At 41.4% G+C, this 22,033-nt stretch carries 21 protein-coding genes; 1 reads left to right on the plus strand and 20 read right to left on the minus strand.

Annotated features, from left to right (window positions below):
• Positions 1-157: 157 nt before the first annotated feature.
• The 14 genes from NXG61_RS12565 to NXG61_RS12630 form a co-directional block, all read right to left on the minus strand.
• Complete coding sequence (locus NXG61_RS12565) at positions 158-976, minus strand: urease accessory protein UreD (RefSeq protein ID WP_307222643.1); 819 nt, start codon at positions 974-976, stop codon at positions 158-160.
• Positions 969-1,577 (minus strand): urease accessory protein UreG, encoded by a 609-nt coding sequence (gene ureG / locus NXG61_RS12570; RefSeq protein ID WP_196605265.1) that lies wholly within the window; start codon positions 1,575-1,577, stop codon positions 969-971. Before ureG ends, NXG61_RS12565 begins: the two co-directional genes overlap by 8 nt.
• Before the next feature lie 17 nt (positions 1,578-1,594).
• Positions 1,595-2,284, minus strand: coding sequence for an urease accessory protein UreF (locus NXG61_RS12575; protein ID WP_307222641.1), 690 nt, complete (start codon positions 2,282-2,284; stop codon positions 1,595-1,597).
• Complete coding sequence (locus tag NXG61_RS12580; protein ID WP_307222640.1) at positions 2,277-2,792, minus strand: urease accessory protein UreE; 516 nt, start codon at positions 2,790-2,792, stop codon at positions 2,277-2,279. The genes NXG61_RS12575 and NXG61_RS12580 overlap by 8 nt, the downstream gene beginning before the upstream one ends.
• 20 nt (positions 2,793-2,812) lie before the next feature.
• Positions 2,813-4,531, minus strand: a complete 1,719-nt coding sequence (ureC, locus tag NXG61_RS12585) for an urease subunit alpha (RefSeq protein ID WP_307222638.1) — start codon at positions 4,529-4,531, stop codon at positions 2,813-2,815.
• Positions 4,528-4,908, minus strand: a complete 381-nt coding sequence (gene ureB, locus NXG61_RS12590) for an urease subunit beta (protein ID WP_196605269.1) — start codon at positions 4,906-4,908, stop codon at positions 4,528-4,530. Before ureB ends, ureC begins: the two co-directional genes overlap by 4 nt.
• Positions 4,909-4,922: 14 nt before the next feature.
• Entirely contained in the window at positions 4,923-5,225 is a 303-nt protein-coding gene (gene ureA / locus NXG61_RS12595; RefSeq protein ID WP_196605270.1) for an urease subunit gamma, read from the minus strand.
• 21 nt (positions 5,226-5,246) lie between these two features.
• Positions 5,247-5,936 carry an urea ABC transporter ATP-binding subunit UrtE gene (gene urtE, locus NXG61_RS12600; protein ID WP_432748944.1) on the minus strand — a complete coding sequence of 230 codons (690 nt, stop codon included), beginning with the start codon at positions 5,934-5,936 and terminating at the stop codon, positions 5,247-5,249.
• On the minus strand, positions 5,929-6,684 hold the full coding sequence (urtD, locus tag NXG61_RS12605) for an urea ABC transporter ATP-binding protein UrtD (RefSeq protein ID WP_196605272.1): 756 nt from the start codon (positions 6,682-6,684) through the stop codon (positions 5,929-5,931). The genes urtE and urtD overlap by 8 nt, the downstream gene beginning before the upstream one ends.
• Positions 6,685-6,692: 8 nt before the next feature.
• The gene (urtC, locus tag NXG61_RS12610; RefSeq protein WP_307222770.1) at positions 6,693-7,769 is read right to left on the minus strand and encodes an urea ABC transporter permease subunit UrtC; all 1,077 of its coding nucleotides are present in this window, start codon (positions 7,767-7,769) and stop codon (positions 6,693-6,695) included.
• A 23-nt stretch (positions 7,770-7,792) separates the two neighbouring features.
• Complete coding sequence (gene urtB, locus NXG61_RS12615; protein ID WP_307222634.1) at positions 7,793-8,701, minus strand: urea ABC transporter permease subunit UrtB; 909 nt, start codon at positions 8,699-8,701, stop codon at positions 7,793-7,795.
• Positions 8,702-8,780: 79 nt separating this feature from the next.
• Positions 8,781-10,034, minus strand: coding sequence for an urea ABC transporter substrate-binding protein (gene urtA / locus NXG61_RS12620; protein WP_231038648.1), 1,254 nt, complete (start codon positions 10,032-10,034; stop codon positions 8,781-8,783).
• A 202-nt stretch (positions 10,035-10,236) separates the two neighbouring features.
• Positions 10,237-10,983 (minus strand): response regulator transcription factor, encoded by a 747-nt coding sequence (locus tag NXG61_RS12625; RefSeq protein WP_307222632.1) that lies wholly within the window; start codon positions 10,981-10,983, stop codon positions 10,237-10,239.
• Position 10,984: 1 nt separating this feature from the next.
• Positions 10,985-13,633: an ATP-binding protein gene (locus NXG61_RS12630; protein WP_307222631.1), complete on the minus strand. Its 2,649-nt coding sequence runs from the start codon at positions 13,631-13,633 to the stop codon at positions 10,985-10,987.
• Positions 13,634-13,817: 184 nt separating this feature from the next.
• On the opposite strand from NXG61_RS12630, the gene NXG61_RS12635 reads away from it, so the two are divergent.
• Complete coding sequence (locus NXG61_RS12635) at positions 13,818-14,912, plus strand: hybrid sensor histidine kinase/response regulator (RefSeq protein WP_307222629.1); 1,095 nt, start codon at positions 13,818-13,820, stop codon at positions 14,910-14,912.
• A gap of 88 nt (positions 14,913-15,000) precedes the next feature.
• On the opposite strand, the gene pyk is transcribed toward NXG61_RS12635, so the two are convergent.
• The 6 genes from pyk to NXG61_RS12665 form a co-directional block, all read right to left on the minus strand.
• A complete protein-coding gene (pyk, locus tag NXG61_RS12640; protein WP_196605278.1) occupies positions 15,001-16,416 on the minus strand; it encodes a pyruvate kinase in 1,416 nt (471 codons plus the stop codon).
• 158 nt (positions 16,417-16,574) lie between these two features.
• Complete coding sequence (locus tag NXG61_RS12645; RefSeq protein WP_196605279.1) at positions 16,575-17,573, minus strand: GGGtGRT protein; 999 nt, start codon at positions 17,571-17,573, stop codon at positions 16,575-16,577.
• 29 nt (positions 17,574-17,602) lie between these two features.
• Positions 17,603-18,298: an iron-sulfur cluster assembly scaffold protein gene (locus NXG61_RS12650; RefSeq protein WP_196605280.1), complete on the minus strand. Its 696-nt coding sequence runs from the start codon at positions 18,296-18,298 to the stop codon at positions 17,603-17,605.
• A gap of 85 nt (positions 18,299-18,383) precedes the next feature.
• Entirely contained in the window at positions 18,384-19,907 is a 1,524-nt protein-coding gene (gene gpmI, locus NXG61_RS12655; RefSeq protein ID WP_307222628.1) for a 2,3-bisphosphoglycerate-independent phosphoglycerate mutase, read from the minus strand.
• Between the two features lie 29 nt (positions 19,908-19,936).
• Positions 19,937-20,689 (minus strand): triose-phosphate isomerase, encoded by a 753-nt coding sequence (tpiA, locus tag NXG61_RS12660; RefSeq protein WP_196605282.1) that lies wholly within the window; start codon positions 20,687-20,689, stop codon positions 19,937-19,939.
• Positions 20,690-20,836: 147 nt separating this feature from the next.
• Positions 20,837-22,021, minus strand: a complete 1,185-nt coding sequence (locus NXG61_RS12665) for a phosphoglycerate kinase (RefSeq protein WP_307222626.1) — start codon at positions 22,019-22,021, stop codon at positions 20,837-20,839.
• Positions 22,022-22,033: the final 12 nt, after the last annotated feature.

The raw sequence follows: 22,033 nt of genomic DNA on the forward strand, positions 1-22,033 counted from the left end.
CTAACATCCTAAAAATTTCTCATATTTTTATATGGCAAAACAAAAAAGACGCCCAATAATAATTGAGCGTCCATCTTACAAACTCTGCCATAGAAAAATTTTACTACAACATAATTATCAGTATTTATCATTCCTTGATCAATTCTTCAAAATCACTTTATACCTGATCTATTTTTAAAAGTTTTTTTATTGAATCTATAAAGTTTACTAAACTCTGTCCTGAAGACGCAAAAGATTTTATACATAAATATTTATTTTCTGTACAGCTCACACCACCGTCAAGTTCCTTATGCATATCAAGAAGCTGCCGTATTTTTTCTGTCAAACTACTGTCAGCAACAGTAAAATTGAAAAGAAGAATTGTGGCCAGATGCGTATATCCCTCATAGCTGCCAAATCCGTTTAAATTCTGTTGTGCCGGCAGATAACGGGAATTTTCAAAATAACATATATCATTACCCTCATAAATTTTTACTGAGGCACTGTATTTTTTATAAAGAAACCGCTCATCATATGCCGTTCTGCCGCTGCTCAATATTTCGCTGAAAAAAAGCTTTGATGTATTATCTGTGAGATGTATTACCGTATCACTGGTAAATGCCGAATCGGCGAAGGGAATAACAGGCTGCGGCACATAAAAAAGAAGTGTATCCTTTTCCAAAGTAATCGTGGTGCTGCGCCTGCCTTCACCATCAATCATTTTGTGAATTTTTTCATAAGACTGTGCTGTCAACTCCACAGTTGTGCCTTTTTTTAGATATATATCTATATCCTGACGATCGCCTGCCATAATTCCTGCCGAAGCGCTGAGGATCATGAAACGTGCAGCTGTATTAGAAAGAAAAGGCTGCATTACTTTAAACGGTGCTGTAAAATAAACATCCTCCAGGATAGTTTTTTTCTGTTGGCGGCAGAATTTCAAATTCAGATGTGATATTTTACCATAAGCACTGCCACTTGGTTTCTGTTCAGGCATCTTCAAGCAGCGCCTCGTGCCTAATCCATGCTATGACTTTATCTATACCCTGGTTTTCGCGTATATTTGTGAAAAAAAAGGGTTTGCTGCCGCGCATTTTTTCTGAGTCACTCTTCATTGTCTCAAGATCGGCTCCAACATATGGCGCCAAATCTACCTTATTGATAATCAGAAGATCTGATCGCATAATACCGGGCCCGCCTTTACGGGGAATTTTGTCACCTTCGGCCACATCAATGACAAAGATGGTTTTATCGGCAAGTTCCGGACTAAAGGTAGCAGATAAATTATCACCGCCGCTTTCAATGAAAAAAATTTCAACATCGGGGAATTTCTTTTCCATTTCTTCGATCGCTTCAAGATTCATAGATGCATCCTCACGAATAGCTGTATGCGGACAGCCACCTGTCTCCACACCTATTACCCGTTCTTTTTCCATGACGGAATTTTTAATGAGAAATTCCGCATCTTCCTGTGTATAAATATCATTAGTAATAACACAAATGCTGTATTTATCTGCCAGCTTGCGTGTCAATGCCTCTATCAGTGCTGTTTTACCCGAACCGACAGGACCCGCTACCCCGATTTTCACATAACTCATAAAATCATCTCCCTGCTTCATGACATATACAGACGAGAATATAATGCCTCGTGCTGCATTGATCGAATATCGAATCCCGGCGTTGACAAACAAAAATCATCTATTGACAGCAGTTGAAGCATGCCTAGCAGCCGCGGCCAATGCAGACTGCAGCTCCGCAAGAGCTGCTGACCGGCAGTCTGGCTGAGAGGTACGCTTTTCACACATGTATTTACAAGCCCCGCAGCCTGTGCATACATATAATGAAAAAGACAGTCAGACAAAACTATCCCCGCCGCTGCGCAGAACACGCCGTAAGCTGCCGGATGTATATGCCGGCAGGAACCAGCAGCATATTGCTCAAAAACTTCATTAATTGATGACAACGGCAGTGCGTGTATCGTTTTTATAAACCTCGATCCTAGTTTGACGGCGGCCTGCCGAAGCTCAGAAGGTGCCCTGGCTGCCAAAAAAAGTTTTTCCAGTAAAAAAACCCCTTCCAAATCATGCGCCAATGCCCGTTCATAAGCCAGCCTGACAGCCAGCATGTCACTGTATATAAAAGACGAAGACATATACTGCATCAGCCATTCCTTCACACTTTTATCATCACATATCAAGCCCCGCTGTATATATGTTTCCAATCCGTAAGAATGAACATAAGCACCGATGGGAAAAAGTGCATCATTTATCTGCAGTAGTAAAAATTGACGATCTGTTTCATTCATGTTCGCTCTCCGTTGCATGTGCATGAGACACCGGCACATGCACATGATTGTGTCCTGCAGATGCGCAAATACGCTGACGATCATCAAGACGTCTGTTTTCAACAGCAAAATGAATATTCAATTTGTGCAGTAATTCTTCAAACGGATGATCGTAGGGGATAAGAAAATTTTCACTGTCCGGTACATAATAAAACGGAGAGTGGCGGTTTCCCGTTTCATAGCATAATGTAATCATTTCCATTTTCGTGACACGCGATACAATGATGCATTTGCTGGGAATAATATCAACAGTAACAGCCTCACCATCAAATACAGCCAAAACATCTCCCTGGCACAGCCCCCGGCTTTGTTCTTCGGCGGATAGACGCACAGCGATATCGCGTCCTTTATCACTAAGCAAGCGATGAATTTTCTTTTTGCTGTCATACCATTCAATACTGACTTTATCAACAGTCATGTTCTTAAAATATCCATCTCTGATATTTCCCTTTATATGCTCAATAAGCACCTGACATCCTTCTTTCCTCGCTAAAATAGGTTGTACAGCTGTGCCAATGCCAGTTTTTCAGCCGGTTTGCTGACTAAATGAATTCCGTCAACATGCACCGCATAGGTTTCGGGATCAACATCTATATGCGGCGTAGCATTATTAAGCACCATATCTTTTTTACTGATGGTTCTGCAGCCATGCACAGGCAGTATCTTTTTTTCCAAATGCAATTTCTCCTGAATGCCATTTTCCCATGCCGCTTTGGATACAAACGTTATGCAGCCGGTGTATCTTGCTTTTCCGTCCGCACCAAACATGTGGCGATAGAAAACCGGCTGGGGTGTGGGGATAGATGCATTCGGGTCCCCCATTTTAGCTGCTGTGATCATACCGCCCTTTATGATCATTTCCGGCCGTACACCAAAAAAAGCCGGATTCCATATAACCAGATCAGCAAGCTTTCCTTTTGTGACTGAACCCACATATTCAGAAATTCCCTGCATTATCGCAGGATTTATCGTATATTTTGCTATATACCGGCGAATACGAAAATTATCATTTTCACCGGTTTCTTCCGGCAGAGGTCCTCGTTCTTTTTTCATTTTATCAGCTGTCTGCCATGTGCGTGTGATTACCTCTCCGACACGCCCCATTGCCTGCGAATCTGAACTCATCATACTGAAAATACCCATATCATGCAGAACGTCTTCAGCCGCAATTGTTTCCGGACGTATTCTTGAGTCGGCAAAGGCAACATCTTCCGGTATACGGCTGTCAAGATGGTGACATACCATGAGCATATCCAGATGTTCATCAATAGTATTTACAGTAAAAGGCATCGTCGGATTAGTGGAAGAAGGCAGAACATTGCCGGCTCCGGCAGCCTTTATAATATCAGGTGCATGACCGCCGCCAGCCCCTTCCGTGTGATAGGTATGGATTGTTCTGCCCGCTATGGCCTTAAGCGTATCTTCAACGCAGCCTGCTTCATTCAAAGTATCGGTATGTATGGCGGTTTGCACATCATACTTATCCGATACTCGCAGGCAAGCATCGATTACAGCCGGCGTTGCTCCCCAATCTTCATGGATCTTCAATCCCATCGCTCCCGCGAGTATCTGCTCCTCTAAAGGACGAATGTCGGAACAGTTTCCTTTTGCCAAAAAACCCAAATTCATAGGATATTCCTCAGCAGCCCGCAGCATCTGCGCGATATTCCAAGGTCCGGGTGTACATGTAGTGGCATTAGTTCCGTCGGCGGGACCGGTGCCTCCTCCTATCATCGTAGTAATTCCACTGTAAAGAGCTGTATCTATCTGCTGGGGACTGATGAAATGAATATGCGAATCTATTCCTCCGGCAGTGACGATCATCCCTTCGGCGGCAATGGCTTCAGTTGAAGCTCCAATTGTCATTCCTGAAGTGACATTGTCCATGATATCGGGATTTCCTGCTTTGCCTATCCCGGCAATTTTCCCGTCCTTAATGCCTATATCGGCTTTAAATATACCATATACATCAACGATCACTGCATTTGTGAGAACAAGATCCAAATCACCGTCACAGCTGAGAGTATTTACTGATTGCCCCATACCGTCGCGTAGCGTTTTACCGCCGCCGAATTTCGCCTCATCACCATAATAAGTGTAATCCTTCTCAACCTCCAGAAAAAGATCTGTATCGGCCAGACGGACTTTATCCCCTGTTGTCGGGCCAAACATCATTGCATATTCTGCTGCGGTCATTTTTCTACTCACAAGTTTTCCTCCTTATGAATAAAACAAAATTTTTCAGCTTTATCCAATGCCAAACGGTAAGTATCTTCATTCACATGACCGCAGGTCAAGGCATTAAAACCAAAAATACGTTTATTTCCGCCTATGCAGACTAATTGTACCGATTTCTTTTCACCGGGTTCAAAACGCACCGATGTGCCCGATGGAATATCAAGACGCATACCAAAAGTCTTCTTTCTATCGAAGGCAAGACAGCGATTAACCTCAAAAAAATGAAAATGGGAGCCAACCTGTACAGGCCGATCACCTGTATTGCTGACAATAACGGTTTCCGTACGTCTATTTCTGTTTAACTCTATATCTCTGTCAGCAGTTATGATTTCCCCTGGAATTATCATATTCGCAACCCTCTTTATTGTATAGGATTATGTATCGTCACCAATTTTGTACCGTCAGGAAAAGTAGCTTCTATCTGCACTTCATGGATCATCGAAGGCACCTCTTCCATAACATCGCTGCCGGTCAGTACTTTACGGCCTGCCTGCATCAGTTCTGTTACTGTCCTGCCATCCCTGGCCATCTCAAGTAATTCCCTGCTGATATAGGCTATCGACTCCACGTAATTCAGCTTGACACCGCGTTCTTTACGCTCTTTTGCCACAGTGCCGGCATAATGCAGCAATAATTTTTCCATATCTTTTGGTGCTAAATGCATGACATACTTTCCTCCTGATCTTCAAATAGCAATTTTATGCTGAATATCTTCCTTATTCATGGCACTGACAAGTCCCTGCGCAATAATGGCACCTTTATCCATAACATAATAGTCATCAGCAATTCCCAATATAAACTCTAAATATTGTTCTACAATCAAAATCGTATATCCTTCCTTTTTAAGCCGAAGAATTACTCTGCCTATATCCTTGATTATTGACGGCTGGATTCCTTCAGTAGGTTCATCGAGCAGCAAAAGTTTTGGATGAACGGCAAGGGCTCTGGCTATAGCGAGCTGCTGCTGCTGTCCGCCGCTGAGATCGCCCCCTTTACGGGTTAGCATTTCTTTTAAAACAGGGAACAGCTCATAAAGCTCCTGAGGGATGCCGCCTCTCCCTCCTTTTATTTCCAGACCAAGCTGCAAATTTTCCTCAACCGTCATATGGGGAAAAATATCCCGTCCCTGCGGTACATACCCAATCCCTGCCCGTGCACGAAAATAGGTAGGCTTATCAATGATTTCCTCATTATTTAAACAAATACTGCCGCAAGGTGTATGCACCAGACCCATAACACTTTTTAAAAAAGTACTTTTGCCGACACCGTTTCTGCCCAAAAGACACACTATATGTCCTTGCTGCACATTGAGGCAGACATTTTTCAATATAACACTTTCGCCATAATAAGCTTCTAAATTATTTACCTCAAGCACAATTTTCACCGCCTCTTCCCAAATAAACATCAATTACTTTAGGATTTTTCTGCACCTGCTCCACACTGCCTTCATCCAAAATATGTCCTTCATGCATAACTGTTACCTTACTGGCAAATTCACGCACAAACTCCATATCGTGCTCAACAACAATTACTGTGCAGTGCTGAGCAATTTTTCTTAAAAGTTCACCTGTTTTTGTTGTTTCTCTGCGCCCCATACCGGCCACCGGTTCATCAAGAAGAATAAGCTGCAGATCCTGAACCAAAAGCATGGCGATTTCCAGCCATTGTTTCTGCCCGTGTGAAAGATCAGCAGCTTTTTTGCCGGCGCAATTATTTAAATCTACCAAAGTGAGTACTTTATTTATTTTTTCCTGCTGTGCCTCGGTAATTTCACTAAAAAGAGACGCTGCAATACCGCGTTTTTTGACAACTGATACTTCCATATTTTCATATACAGACAAGCTTGTAAAGACCGAGGGAACCTGGAACTTACGTCCGATACCTATATTTACCAGCTTATGTTCAGGATAATGCATAATATTTTTATCGCCGTTGAAAATTATAGAGCCATGCTGCGGATGCACACGTCCGCAGATGGCATCCAATAAAGTCGTTTTACCTGCACCGTTTGGTCCTATAAAAAAACGAACCTCACCTTTTTGCACACTTGTGGTAACACCGTTCACTGCACGAAATCCATCAAAGGATATTATAAGATCCTTTATTTCTAAAACTGTTTCCATAATGCACCTCAATTTACAGACGGCGCTTTTTCTGCCGTTTTATCTTTTTTTTCACGCCGGATCGCAATGCGTCCCGCGTATTTTTTGACTATCCCAACAAGACCTTCCGGCATGAATATAACCACCGCGATGAAAGTCAATCCTAAAAAATAGGACCATACTTCAGGAAAAGATTCACTGATGCCGCTTTTTAGTCCATTTACAAGAATTGCACCGATGACTGCACCTATAAGTGTGCCTCTGCCGCCTATGGCGACCCAGATGACCATTTCGATCGACGGCACTATGCCCATTTCTGCGGGTGAAATGATGCCGACCTGCGGAACAAAAACCGCACCGGCGATCCCGGCGATCACAGCGGACGATATATAAACAAATATTTTGTAAACAGCAGGATCGTATCCGGAAAAACGAACCCGATTTTCACCGTCCCGGATCGCTATCAAAATTTTGCCAAAACGATGACCGATCAAAAAACGACAATAAAGATAGACGATAAATAACAGAAATACAGCTGCATAATATAATAAATATTTAGTATTGTCTGCTGCCAGAGGCAGACCGAACATCGTTCGAAAACTGGTAAGACCGTTTGTTCCTCCGGTATAAGCCTGCTGTCCGATAAAAAGCACTACAAAGATCAACGACAATGCCTGCGACAGGATGGAAAAATATACACCGCGGATACGATTTTTAAATGTAAGATACCCTATAACAGCTGCCAGAAAGGCAGGAATGAGCACAATAAAAATAAGTGACAAAGGATTGGAAAACGGCGCCCAGATAGCGGGAAGTTTTTCCAGTCCGCTCCATGCCATAAAATCGGGCAATTTACCATGGGCAGCCTCCAATTTAAGGTACATACCCATAGCATAAGCCCCAAGGCCAAAAAACACTCCGTGCCCCAGACTTAAAATACCCGTATACCCCCAGATCAAATCAATCCCCATTGCTAAAATAGCATATGAAATAAATTTGCCGAGAAGATTTATTCTGAACACAGATAAAAATAAAGGAGCTGCCAAAAGAAGCAGGACAATTACGAAAAAAACTTTATTAGATGGTGTTTTCAGAAATGTTTTCACAGACAAGTGGATCTCTCCTTTCTCTATTCATCCAATGAACGGCTGTTAATAGTAAATAACCCCTTAGGACGCCACTGCAGAAATAAGATGACCAATGTAAACACCAAAACTTTGCCCAGTGTGGCATTCGTCAGAAATTCTAAGGTAGTATTCCCTGTACCTATCAGAAATCCACCGGCTATCGTTCCCCATAAACTGCCTACCCCGCCGAGAACCACCACCATAAAAGTATCTACTATATAATTGGTGCCCAGTGTGGGCCCTATTGACCCCAGCAGTGTCAACGCGCAGCCCGCTATTCCAGCCAGACCAGAACCGAATGCAAATGTGCAGGCATCTATTTCCCGTGTATTTATACCAAGACTGGCAGCCATAGCACGGTTTTGCATAACTGCACGTATTTTTCTCCCACAATTACTGCGGTACATTAAAAAATATATCGCTGTCATACAAGCTATGACCAGCAGCATGATAAAAAGGCGTTTATACGGCAGCTGCAGCCCCGGAAGAACCAGAAGAGCACCGTTCAGCCAGTTTGGACTTTTCACATCCACATTAGGCGCACCAAAAATACTGCGTGCCAGCTGCTGCAATACGAGGCTCACGCCCCAGGTAGCCAGTATACTATCTAATGCTCTGCCGTATAAATGACGTATAATCAGCTTTTCCAACACCCAGCCGAAAATACCGGCCAGAAAAAACGAAGCAGGGATAGCCACAAAAAAATATAAGTCAAAAATTGAAGCCGGCAGATATCGGCTGAAAATGTTTTGTATTATATAAGCTGCATAAGCACCGATCATTATAAACTCACCATGAGCCATATTGATAATTTTCATAAGACCAAAAGTTACTGCCAATCCCAAGGCTGCCAGCATAAAAATCGAACTGACACTAATGCCGTTGAAAACTTGAAGAAAATAAGTATTCATACCTTCTACTCCTGTATCCGTTTAAGTTAATAAAAATAAAGCGGTATATTCTAAAATACCGCTCTATTTTTTTATTCAATTAGTCAGCCAAATCCTTTGCCCAATCATATGTTTTCAAATATGGATCCGGGCGCACAGGCTCCGGTGTACTCCAAACTTCCTTGATCATTCCGTCAGGCTGAACTTCACCGATACGGACCGTTTTCCAAAGGTGTTGATTTTCCCCTTCAATTTTAACGTTTCCTTCAGGTGCTTTGAATTCTATTCCTTTAGCTGCTTCCTTCACCTTGTCAACATCTGTGGAACCGGCTTTTTCCACGGCAGCGGCCCATAAATATACTGCATCATATGCTGCTTCTATCGGATCGTCTGTTACACGATCCTGTCCATAACGGGATTTATAATTGGCGACAAAAGTCTTGTTTTCCGGTGTATCGGTCGTTTGATAATAATTCCACGAAACAAGCTGTCCTGTCATGTTGTCTGCACCGATGCCGCGGACTTCTTCTTCGGCTATACTGACAGAGCAGGTAATAAGATCCTTGGAAGTTATCCCCGCATCTTTAAGCTGTTTGAAGAAAGCTACGTTGCTGTCACCATTAAGTGTATTAAAGACTACGTCAGGTTTTTCTTCCTTGATCTTATTGATAATGGTACTATAATCAGTGTGTCCCATCGGTGTATATTCTTCACCGACGACCTGACCGCCCTCGGACTTCAGCTCAGCTTTGATTATCTTATTGGCTGTACGCGGAAATACATAATCAGAACCAATTAAAAAGAACTTTTTGCCCTTGTTTTTCACCAGCCAATCAACTGCCGGTACGATCTGCTGATTAGGCGCTGCACCTGTATAAAAAATATTCGGAGACGATTCCATACCTTCATATTGCACCGGATACCACAAGAGTCCATTATTGCTTTCAAATACCGGTAATACTGCTTTCCGGCTGGCAGATGTCCAACAGCCAAAAACTGTGGCCACCTTGTCCTGCTGCAAAAGCTTCTTTGCCTTTTCAGCAAAAACTGCCGGATCTGATGCTCCGTCTTCTGTTACAACTTCAATTTTTTTACCTAACACACCGCCCTTGGCATTAATTTCATCAATAGCCATCATTTCCGCATCTTTCACGGAAACTTCACTGATTGCCATAGTACCGCTCAACGAATGAAGAACACCTACTTTGATCGTGTCTTTGGAATCACCTGCACTGCCGGAACTGTCTGAGGCTTGAGAGCTGCCGCAGCCACTCAAAAAAGCTGATGAAACAAAAAGAGCTGTCAGAGCAAAAATGACGCTTTTCTTCATTTTTGGCAAAAATTTTATTTTCATATGATTTCTCCTTCTGGTCAGCAATAAAATAAAAAGACACCATGATATGCCCATCCCCAATGCATATCACAGCGTCTTTGCTGCCTGCCGTATTGTTTTTATTACAATATCAGTTTAGCAACTTTTACTGCTGAAAAAAACCACAAAAAAAAGTTATTTTCCAGTAAAAAAACGATAATTACATATTTTGATGTAAAAGTACCTATTTTTTATTATCAATATTTTTTTTATATTCACCCGGTGTCATTTTTGCATATAATTTAAACAGGCGGCAAAAATAATCCGGACTTGCATAACCAAGACGCTCACTGATCTCATAATTTTTATATTTACCGCTGCGCAATAAATATTTTGCATGTTCCATTTTCATTTTTGTCAGATATTCATTAAAATTTTCGCCTAATTTTTGCTTAAAATATTTTCCGGCATAATCGCGGCTGATAGAAAATTCTTGGGCGAGACTTTCTAAAGTGATACTATCTTCAATGTGGTCCAGAACAAAGCGGCAGATTTTTGCAGCTATTCCTTCTGTATTTATTTCATATTTTGCGGCTATTTCCCTTTGAAGATATTTTTCACTTGTTAAATAACTGCACACACGCTGCAATAATAATCTAAGCTCATTATCAGCAGGCGGTTTTGTCATATAATCGAATACCCCCAGCCGTATTCCCTGCTGGGCATATTCAAAATTACTGTAGGTACTTAGAAGAATGACACAGCTGTTGATTTTTTTCTGCCGTAATTCCTGCAAAAAGGACAGTCCGTCCATTCCCGGCATTCGTATATCAGTTATAATAAGCTCGACCTCTTTATGTGTCAAAAACTGCAGCGCCTCCTTTCCGTCGGAGGCCTCTCCGGTCACGCAAAAACCGGATGATTTCCAATCAAAACGTCTTAATATATATCTCTCGGCACTGTCATCATCCACCAGCAATACCCGGTACATATTACAACTCATCCTTCCTATTTTGCATCTCGTTGCTCAACAATACTGCTGCTGCGGGGAAATCATATATATTTACTTCCTGCCATAAGCGCGTATAAAAATTTTTCCCAAAAATACCGCATAAGACCACCTTCATTCTGCGGCAGGATTCCTTCGCCGTGAAATCACCGCTTTGCAGCATTTGGAGAAGTTTATGCGTATCGGCGGCAGATGCATTTGGCAAGGCGGCTATTGGCGAAACTTCCTCTGCCTGCCTCCGTAAATATTTATCAATCTTTTCCATTGAATTGATAAATATTCCGATAAAATTACTGACTGTCCCCTCTGTTCGCTCTTCTTTCAGCATATCATAAAGATCCGCTGCCGCCTTATAAAGTCCGTTAGCTCCGATATTTCCTGCCGCTCCCTTCAATTCATGCAGACACTCAAAGGCCCTGGAACGATCTCCCCGCAAAATACATTTCTCTATTTCTTCAGCATCATTTTGGTGCTGAAGATAAAACAAAGAAAGTACCTTTTTATATACGGATGTCTTTCCACTAAGCTTTTCGATTACACTCTGAGGATCAAAAAATACGTCAGTTATCGGGACTGATGCCGGTAAAGCAGTTACAGGTATTTTTAAAACAGCTGATAATATTCTTCCCAGTTTATCCAGCTGCAATGGTTTTTCCAAATATCCAGCCATCCCGGACGCAAATACCTTTTTCTGAACATCTCCAAAAACATCCGCAGACAAGGCTATTATTGGTGTATCAATATTTTTTGAGCTTTTCTGTATACATTCTGCCGTTTCATAACCGTCCATTATCGGCATCCTGATGTCCATCAATATGAGATCATATTTGTCCGCCGCAGACAATTCGATCGCTTTTCTTCCACTGTCGGCTATCGTCACCGTGAAGCCGAAATCAACAAGTATTTCCTCTGTCATATACAGATTGACTGTATTATCTTCCACCAATAAAAGTTTAATATTGTAAAATTTTATATCAGGTACTGCTTCCTTTTCCTGTAGTACAGATTTGCCTGCACGCTGCACCGGAAAAGTCAAAATGAATGTCGATCCGGCACCCAATTTGCTTATTACTTTTATATATCCATTCATTAAAAATGCAATCTGTCTGCTTATGGCGAGTCCCAGTCCCGTACCGCCAAAGCGGCGGGAAGTGGATATGTCAGCCTGTGTGAAAGCTTCGAATAAATGTGTTTGAGCATCTTCTGCGATACCGATTCCGCTGTCTGCAATAGACATTTCTACCCATTCTTCCTTTTCCCTGACTATTGAACTGACCTTAAAATGAATAAAGCCGTGTTCTGTAAACTTTACTGCGTTGGCCAAAAGATTCAGTGCAACTCTTTTTAAACGGAAAGCATCACCAAGAACGATTTCCGGTACTGATTCGTCAATCTCTAAAGAAAAATCAATTCCTTTTTTCTCCGTTTCGACATTGATCATATTGTATATATCTATCAATGTTTTTCTAAAATTGAACGGAGTCACTTCTAACTCTATCTTTCCCGATTCTATTTTTGAAAAGTCCAGGATTTCATTGACAATATCCAATAGATTCTGAGCTGCCAGCCCAATATTGCCGGCATAGGCCGAAACTTTTGCTGAAAGTCTTTGTTTTTCCATCATATAATGATAACCGATAATAGTATTCAGAGGAGTTCGTATTTCATGGCTCATATTAGCCAAAAATTCACTTTTGGCTGCATTGGCTTTTTCGGCATCTTCCTTTGCAATGATCATGCGTTTTTCGGTTTCTCTGCGTTTTTTTAATTCTTCTTGAAAAGACAAATACAGTGCATTGAACACATCCGCCAGAATACATAGTTCTTTTGTTCCTTCTGCCCGCAAAGAAAAATATTGCTGAAAAGAAAATATTTCCAATTTTTTTGTATAGTGCTGTATAGGACGCGTAATATACAATATAAATATGCGCATCAGACCCAGAATTTCGGCGATTATTAGACAGGCAAGAACTACCTGCAGAATAAAAGCACGATAAAGATTCTGACGAGCATTCAATAGTTCATTTTCCAGACGGCTGTTCATTGCCTGCTGGAAAGCAGCTATAGGCTTCATGATATGTTCCTTGCTTATATCATATTTATTGTCAAACATTATTTCTACAGCCTTTGCTCTTTTCTCTTTATCCGACAGAAGGACATCACTGCTTTCCAGCTTCTTGCCGACTACCGATACGGGCATCATATCTTCAGATATATGCTCCGCCTCCAACACCAGCCGCATGGAGCGGCGTTCTGTTTCCACAAGTTCGTCAGAATACTTTTTTGCCTCTTCCAACAGTGCTAATTCATCTTCGGGAGCATTAGCTGAATGCATTTTTTCAATTACATAATCTCTTGTACGTGTCTGTTCTATTTCCCGCCAATAATTTTCCATATGTATTCGATCACCCGTTACGGCATATTTTCGGCCTTCAGCAGTTAAATAATCTGAAGCTTTTGCTAAGGATTCCCCTAATTGCTGGAACATTATCCGATGTTCTTCGGCTGTTTTTTCCGCGTTTATATTCATTTTCATATATATGCTGCTGACAGCAAGCAAGGCTGTGATCATGAAAAAACTAATTACCATAAAACGGCTCAGCCATGCTTGCGTCATAATAAAATTCTTCATGCAAACCTCCGTTTATAAAAATGTGCAAAAAAAAACCCGACCGGGGATGCGGTCAGGCTTCATTGCCAAAATCTATTTTTATATTATAGTCCAATTATTGCAAAATAACAAATATCTTATTTCTCATTTCTTGCAGAAAAGGATTAATATGTTAAAACAATAGCTAAAAAGAAAAGGTGTTTTTATGTCAATACCATATGAAAAACAAATTCTTATAATTGATGATTCTCCCGAAAGCATTGAATTGGCAAGCTGCATTCTCAAACGATCTGATTTCACGATCCGTGTTGCCAAAAGCGCACAGTCAGCTTTAAAATTATTGCAATTCCAAATACCCCATATTATTTTACTTGACGTAACTATGCCGGAAATGAATGGATTTGATTTTTGTCAGCTGTTAAAAAATAATGTTGAATATAAAAAAATCCCTGTTGTTTTCTTAACAGCCAGCGATGACGAAGAAAGTATAAAAAAAGCCTTTGCTATAGGTGCACAGGATTACGTTACTAAACCCTTTAAACCAGCCGAACTGATAGCACGTGTCAATACACAGCTCAAACTCATGCAAAGAACCGAGGATCTGGAGAACGCATATAAAAGTCTCGACAGTTTTTCCTATTCTGTTGCTCATGATCTGAAATCTCCATTGCTTTCCATAAAACGCCTTATAGATTTTCTGCTGCAGGACTGTAATGGAAAATTTTCATCGGATGAAAAAACTCTTGCGGAAAATATACAGGAAAAAACCCGTGAAGTCACTGCTATTATTGATCATTTATTAGAATATTCTCATGCCGGCAGCAAAGAAATAAGCATCAACAAAATAGATACCAATAAAATCTTTTTTGAAACCTATAATGAACTGCATACATTGGAACCATCCAGAAAAATATGTTTTCATCTCGAAAAGCTGCCTTCTATAGCAGCCGATCCAATCCTCTTCAAGCTTTTATGTCAAAATATTTTATCCAACGCTCTGAAATACACAAGAAAAAAAGATCCCGCCATAATACGAGTAACATGCCGCCAGACAGAAAAGTATCTGGTTTTTTCTGTTACAGATAATGGTGCCGGTTTCGATATGCGTTATGTAAAAAAACTATTTCATGTATTTGAACGTCTTCATTCCGCCCGAGAATTTGAAGGCAGCGGCGTCGGTCTGGCCATCTGCCAGCGCATCTTGCAAAGACAAGGCGGCACGGCATGGATCACGGGAAAGCCTGATAAAGGTGCCTCTTTCTTTTTTTCTCTGCCTTGCAAGGCCGCTGACGAATTATAAGCTACTTTATCCGCAAAAAAATAAAACGCCGAGATATTTATCTCAGCGTCAGTACACTTCTTTTGATCACATTTATCAGAACTGAAGATCAAATCGTATGAATACGGATCGTGCTTGTATTTCCTTCAGCAAATTTCACACCGGAGGTAATAATAGTTTTATCGCCCTGTTTTACGATTCCCCTTGCAACGGCTGCAGCTGTTGCTGTGACGATCATTTCCTCTACATCATCCCAATCAGAGCCTGCAATAGGCACTACACCCCAACGAAGATTTAAATGACGCGCTACTTTTTCATTTGGTGTATAAGCAATAATAGCTGCTTCCGGACGATATTTTGATACCACTTGTGCTGTATAACCACTTTCGGTAGGAGCAATAATGGCCTTAGCATCAAGTTCATAAGCCATCTGTACCGTTGCATGTGCAATGACATCTGTAGTTGTTGATTGGCGGGAAAAACCCTTATTGATGAAGATATGTTTATATTCAAGCGCTGATTCAACACGTCTAGCAATAGAATCCATAACTTTAACTGCTTCTACAGGATAGTCGCCGTTAGCAGATTCACCGCTGAGCATTATTGCGTCAGTACCATCAAAAATAGCATTAGCAACATCGGAGGCTTCAGCACGAGTTGGGCGCGGGTTTGTAGTCATTGTTTCAAGCATTTGTGTCGCAACAATAACTGGTTTGCCTACTTTGTTGCATTTTTTGATGATTTCTTTCTGAATAAGAGGAACATCTTCAGCAGGAATTTCTACGCCGAGATCTCCGCGAGCCACCATGATACCATCTGAAGCCGCTATTATTGAATCAATATTCTTGACACCTTCGGCACATTCGATTTTTGGAATAATTTCCATATGACCGCTGTGATCTCTGATCAAGCCGCGTATTTCTTCTACATCATCAGCACGTTGTATAAAAGAAGCTGCAACAAAATCCATATCATGCTTAATACCGAAAATTATATCATTTCTATCCTGTTCAGAAATAGCGGGCAGTCCGAGTGATACTCCTGGAGCTGCTGCACGCTTGCGTGTGCTCATAGGCCCATCATTGAGAATCGTCGTAACTATATCTTTACCGGAAATTTCATCTACACGGAGACCTACAAGTCCGTCGGAAAGGAGCAGAATATTACCGGGTTTAACTTCTGCGTAAAGATTTTTGTGGTTGATGGCTACATGAGTTTCATCACCAGGTTCATCGCTGTTGGTGATGGTGAATTTATTGCCTTTTTTTAAGAATACCTTACCGCCGGCAAAATCGCCTAAACGCATTTCAGGCCCTTTTGTATCAAGGACTAAAGAAATTGTTTTGCCCAGTTTACGAGCAGTCTGCTTTACTAAATTAATGCGTTTTTCATGTTCTGCATAATCACCATGCGAGAAATTAAAACGGGCAACATTCATTCCATTATTGATCATGTCCTCAAGAAGCATATGATCCTTGTCCACATTAGGACCCATGGTACATACTATTTTTGTTTTTTTCAACATAAAACCCCCACCTAATTAAAATATTTCTTCCCATTTTTATAATACTGCATATCTATTGTAACATAAATTATCATACATATCAAAGCAGTAATATGCATCCGTAAAAACTTAAAAGAGATGCATAGGAAATATTTCCTGTGCATCTCCGTCATTTTTAATTATTTCGTATGTTCCTCAACGGCAACTGCCACAGCCACACTTGCCCCAACCATAGGATTGTTGCCCATACCGATCAACCCCATCATTTCAACATGTGCGGGAACTGAAGAAGATCCGGCAAACTGTGCATCAGAATGCATGCGGCCCATAGTATCAGTCATGCCATATGAAGCAGGACCTGCACCCATATTATCAGGATGCAGCGTACGGCCTGTACCGCCGCCGGATGCTACAGAAAAAAACTTTTTGCCTTTTTCGATACATTCTTTTTTGTAGCAGCCTGCTACAGGATGCTGGAATCTTGTCGGATTAGTAGAATTTCCCGTAATGGAAATATCTACATCTTCCTTATGCATGACAGCAACACCTTCCTGAACACTGTCAGCTCCATAGCATTTTATCATACTGCGTACACCGTCTGAATAAGCGATTTCTTTAACAACATTAAGTTTACCTGTTGCATAATCATATTGTGTCTGCACATAGGTAAAACCATTGATACGTGAAATAATTTGAGCAGCATCCTTGCCCAGTCCGTTCAGAATAACGCGCAAAGGTTGTTTTCTGACACGATTAGCCTTTCCCGCAATACCGATAGCACCTTCAGCTGCAGCAAATGATTCATGACCTGCCAGAAAAGCAAAACAGCTTGCATCTTCTGATAAAAGCATGGAAGCCAGGTTACCATGTCCCAGACCCACTTTTCTGTGATCAGCGACAGAACCAGGTATACAAAAGGACTGAAGCCCTTCACCAATAGCCTTAGCTGCTTCTGCAGCTTTTGTGCATCCTTTTTTTATAGCAATAGCAGCACCAACAGTATAGGCCCAACATGCATTTTCAAAACAAATAGGCTGAATGCTTTTCACTATTTCAGCAACATTTATACCTTTTTCGTCGCATATTTTCTTAGCTTCTTCTACAGAGGAAATGCCATATCCACTTAAGACCTTATTTATTTTATCAATACGACGTTCATAACTTTCAAATAATGCCATACTCTTTCATTCCTTCCCGTTCCCTTTTATTATTCTTTACGCGGATCCACATATTTTGCGGCTTCTGCAAATCTGCCGTAGGACCCCTTGGCCTTATCCATAGCTTCCTGAGCAGACGTGCCCTTACGAATCATTTCCATCATTTTGCCAAGATGGACAAATTCATAACCGATTATCGCATCGTCTTTATCCAAGGCGATTCTGGTAACATAACCTTCAGCCATTTCCAGATAACGTGATCCCTTTTTAAGAGTACCATACATGGTCCCTATTTGACTTCTGAGGCCTTTTCCCAAATCTTCAAGCCCTGCGCCGATAGGAAGACCACCTTCTGAAAAGGCTGTTTGTGTTCTGCCATAAACAATTTGCAGGAACAGTTCACGCATAGCAGTATTGATAGCATCGCAGACCAAATCCGTATTGAGTGCTTCTAAGATCGTTTTTCCCGGTAAAAGTTCTGAAGCCATTGCCGCTGAATGTGTCATACCTGAACAGCCAATCGTTTCTATCAATGCTTCCTGAATGATGCCGTCTTTCACATTTAATGTTAATTTGCAGGCCCCCTGCTGCGGAGCGCACCAACCAACACCATGTGTCAAACCGCTGATATCTTTTACTTCCTTAGCCTGCACCCATTTACCTTCTTCAGGAATCGGAGCGGGACCATGGTTTTCGATACCTTTGGCAACACATGTCATGTTGCTGACTTCTTCTGAATAAATCATATCTGTATTCCTCTCTTCACTGTAATAATCCACTAAACAATAATATATTTATCCGACTTATATGTCAAGATGAACATACTGACATTTAATCTATAAGCGGTGTGCCCGTCATTTCCTGCGGTATAGAAACATCGGCAAGCTTCAGCAATGTCGGTGCAATATCGCATAATGCTCCGTCACGGACATTTTTTATTTTATCGGAGACAACAATAAACGGAACAGGATTGGTAGTATGTGCCGTGAAAGGCTCATTTGTTTTTGCATCGAACATCTTTTCAGCATTGCCATGGTCAGCAGTTATGCAAACTGTACCTCCCACTGATTTTATGGCATCTACAAAACGGCCGACACAAGTATCAACTGTTTCTACAGCTTTTACAGCGGCAGGCAGAATGCCTGTATGTCCGACCATATCACCGTTAGCATAGTTCAAAATAATAAAATCATATTTTTCCGATTTTATTGCATCGACTACCTTATCAGTAACTTCACCAGCACTCATTTCAGGCTGAAGATCGTATGTTGCAACCTTTGGAGATGGCACCAAGATCCGGTCTTCACCCTCCAGAGGCTGTTCAACTCCGCCATTGAAAAAGAACGTTACATGCGCATATTTTTCTGTTTCAGCAATTCGCAGCTGCTTATAACCATTGCTGCAAATAACTTCCCCTAATGTATTAGTCAGCTTTTCAGGTTTGTAAGCTATTTGGGCATTTATCCCTTTTTCATACTGCGTCATTATTGCAAATGACAATTTCACCTTGCTCCCGCGATCAAATCCATCAAAGTTTTCATCTGTAAATGCATGCGTAAGTTCGCGTGCCCTGTCAGGCCGGAAATTGAAGAATACCGCCCCGTCTCCGTCTTTCATGCCTTGATACGTTCCGATGACAGTAGGGATCACAAATTCATCAGTTTTTTCATCCGCATAAGACGCATTTATGGCATCAGCAGCATTTTCTGCCTTATTGCCCTGAGCCTTGGCAACAGCCTTGTACGCCTTTTCAACACGGTCCCATCTTTTATCACGGTCCATGGCATAATAACGCCCGGCGATGGTGGCAATACTGCCTGTGCCAATTTCCCTCAGCTTGTCTTCCAGCTGAGATAAATAGCCTGCAGCGCTTGAAGGAGGCACATCCCGACCATCCAAAAATGCATGCACATATACATTTTCTATGCCGCTTTCTTTTGCCAATTCAATTAGCGCATATAAATGCTGCTGATGACTGTGCACTCCGCCGTCGGACAAGAGTCCCATCAGATGAAGAGCTCCGCCGGATTTTTTCACCTGTGCCATGACATCTAAAAATACAGGATTGGCAAAAAATGTTTTTTCACGGATAGCCTTGGTAATACGTGTGAGTTCCTGGTATACTACCCTTCCGGCTCCCATATTCATATGCCCTACTTCTGAATTTCCCATCTGTCCATCAGGAAGACCTACCGCCTCACCTGAACAAGCCAATTGAGCATAAGGGTAATTTTTAAAGAGCTTATCTATAACGGGGGTTTTTCCTTTTGTCACTGCATTATTAGGATCATTAGCAGTCCCTATTCCCCATCCGTCCATTATAATAAGAGCAACCGGATTTTTGAGTTTTGACATATATAAATAACCTCTTGCCTAATCTATTATTAATTAAAATTTGCAATACGCGCAAAGTCGGGAGCTTTTAAGGAAGCCCCGCCCACTAAAGCACCGTCAACATTAGGTTTCTGCATGAGTCCGTCAATTGTAGTCGGTTTTACACTTCCGCCATATTGAATACGTACTTTATCAGCGGTCGTCTGATCAAATTGTGCAGCAATCGTTTCACGAATAACAGCGCATACTTCTTCAGCCTGTTCAAAAGTAGCTGTTTTTCCTGTACCAATAGCCCAGATAGGTTCATATGCTATAACAGCCTTAACAACATCGTCAGCTGTCATTTGATTCAGAGCTGCTTCAATCTGTCCTTTGACAAATGTATTCGTCGTGCCAGCTTCACGTATTTCCAAGGTTTCACCGCAGCAGATAATCGGCACAAGACCTGCCGCTAAAGCTGCTCTGGAGCGTTTATTTACCCCTTCATCTGTTTCGCCGAAATATTCACGGCGTTCTGAATGACCTATAACGACATACTCGACACCGATTTCTTTCAACATATCTGTAGAAATTTCACCGGTGAATGCACCGCTTTTTTCCCAATGTACATTCTGCGCACCTACATGAATATTGGTGCCTTTAGCAGCTTCCACAACAGCTGCAAGTGCTGTATATGTTGGGCACACAACTATATCAACCTTACTGTTTTCCTTCACCAAGGGTGCTAAATCCTTAATTAATTGTTTTCCTGCGGCGATTGTATTGTTCATCTTCCAATTGCCAGCTATTACTGCCTTGCGCATAGTAAAAACCACCTTTTTTCATATTAATAAAAAAATTTCCGATTTGATTATCGAGCTAACAGGATAAGTTTATAAGGCACAACAAATTACTAAAACAGACATAAGCCGCTTTAGTAATTGTTATCCCTAGTATTTCACTGCATTATATCAAAGATCCGCAATTGCTTCAATGCCAGGCATAGGTTTTCCTTCGAGGAATTCTAATGTAGCGCCGCCGCCTGTCGAAATATGGCTGATCTTATCAGAAAGACCTGTTTTTTTCAACGCAGCAATAGAATCACCGCCGCCGACAATACTCACGGCACCGGATTCTGCGACTGCCTTAGCAACAGCTTCTGTTCCTTTAGCAAAGGCATCAAATTCAAATACACCCATCGGCCCGTTCCAAACAACAGTTTTTGCATCTTTTAAAGCCGCAGCATTCATTTTACAGCTTTCAGGACCGCAATCCAGTCCCATCCATTCAGGATCTATTTTGTCGACAGGCACAATTTTAGTGGCAGCATCCGCAGCAAATTTATCAGCAATTACCACATCTGCAGGCAATAATACTTTTACACCTTTTGAAGCTGCTTTTGCCAAAAGATTTTTTGCAAGATCAATTTTGTCTTCTTCGCAGATGGATTTGCCGATATTATATCCTTGTGATGCAAGAAAAGTGTAAGCCATACCGCCGCCGATAATAATTGTATCGACTTTTTCTATCATATTAGAAATAACACCTATTTTATCAGAAACTTTTGCACCACCAATAATGGCTACAAAAGGTTTTTTAGGCGCAGCAAGTGCCTGCCCAATAAATTTTATTTCTTTTTCTACAAGAAAACCGCTGACGACTTCAACATATTGGGCAATACCAACATTGGATGCATGTGCCCGGTGAGAAACGCCAAAGGCATCATCAACTGCCACATCAGCCAGGGATGCCAGCTGTTTTGCAAAATTCGGATCATTTTTTGTTTCTTCATTATGGTAGCGAAGGTTTTCCAATAAAAGGACCTCGCCGGGTTTTAATGAAGCTGCCGCTTCTTCTGCCGGTTTGCCAACGCAATCTTCAGCGTATTTTACTTCTTTTCCCAAAAGCTCAGAAAGTCTCTTCACTATAGGTTTAACAGAAAGTTCAGGAACGCGCTGACCTTTAGGACGACCAACATGGCATGCCAAAATAAGGGCAGCATTTTTTTCCAGCAGATAATTGAGCGTAGGAAGTGTGGCTCTTATTCTTTTATCATTGGTGATATTTTGATTTTCATCCATAGGAACATTGAAATCCACACGGATAAATACTTTTTTGCCGTTTACATCAATATCTCTGATTGTCTTTTTATTCATTTCAATCCTCCG

Source organism: Pectinatus haikarae (assembly GCF_050916305.1).
In the GTDB taxonomy this organism is placed as follows: Bacteria; Bacillota; Negativicutes; order Selenomonadales; family Selenomonadaceae; genus Pectinatus; species Pectinatus haikarae.